General features: G+C 41.7%; 1 protein-coding gene. It reads right to left on the bottom strand.

All coding sequences use genetic code 11. The features are described from left to right. Positions 1-197 precede the first annotated feature (197 nt). The coding region (locus tag I2D94_RS18135; protein WP_195397922.1) for an IS30 family transposase at positions 198-1,158 on the bottom strand (961 nt) is incomplete at its 5' end.

Raw genomic sequence — 1,158 nt, 5'->3', positions numbered from 1 at the left:
AAAAGGAGAAACAGAGTAAAAGGAAACAAAAAAAGAGCCAGATAATGAGGGAAAAGTGTTAAAATATCCGTAGAAACCAGATAAAAAAGGGTACAAGAAAAGATATTTAGCGAAATGCAATTTATTTCGTTGAGTAAATGCAGGTGCTAAATTCGTTCTTAGGCTGGCTTGTCAATGGATCTCCCTGTGTCTATTCTTTATTTGTTGAACAAACCCCGGAGGGAAAGGCAAACGTTTTCAGGAGCGATGGAAACAAGCCCTAATTTATCGAGCGTTTCGTTCCCGAAGAGAAGACTGAATAACTCAAGAGGCGAGTGATCATTCAGTCTTTTTCTTTTATAAGAATTGATATGGCTTGAAATGAGGTTCAATTCATCTTGTGTTAACTGATCGAAAGATGATCCTTTAGGATAGAATCTGCGCAACATTTCATGGTTATTCTCGCAAGTCCCTTTTTGATAGGAAGCAGCGGGATCACAGTAGAATAAACGAGACCTGGATTGATGGAAGGCATCGTTTTCAATCGCCGTCGGATTGGAGAATTCGGAGCCATTATCCGTCAGGATGACTTCAAATATTTTCTTGAATAACTCAGGACCGAATCGTTGTTCATAAAGTTGATCCATCTGTTGAATTGTAGCTTGAGAGGTATGGTGGTCGGCCAGGAAGTATAATTGAAGATTACAGGACTTGAAGAGAAACGTGAGAATCACCTTACCGCCTTTAACCCCTTCAACAGTATCCATCTCTACAACGGAGACATCCGGATGAGCTTGAACGAAGTCCAGGTAGTCTGCATAAGTTCGGTGAATCCGACATTGACTATCGACCTTGTGTTCTTTCCGCCCTGATTTTCTAGGCTTTAAGCGGCACTTTCGAGGCAAATCTAAATTTTTGATACCAGGAAGCAGGTTGGCGTCAATGAGATTATAAATGGTTTTCTCATGACAAGGGAGAATATCAGCTTTAACCAGACAAGCATGATGTACGGATTGTTTATTCTCTTTAATAAGCGGAGTAAGCTCCCGCTGAATCAAAGCCAATTCAGCTTCGGTTAAATTAAATCCAGAACGGGTTTCAACGAGCCTCTGCCGATATTCCTGGTGGGCTTCTGCTGCCTTATAATCACGTTGTTCCAGGGAGCAGCGCTGACGCTGC

It is taken from the genome of Holdemania sp. 1001302B_160321_E10, assembly GCF_015552275.1.
Classification (GTDB): Bacteria; Bacillota_I; Bacilli_A; order Erysipelotrichales; family Erysipelotrichaceae; genus Holdemania.
Note: the sequence above shows the minus strand (reverse complement) of the source record. Positions and strands in the feature narration are given on the sequence as shown.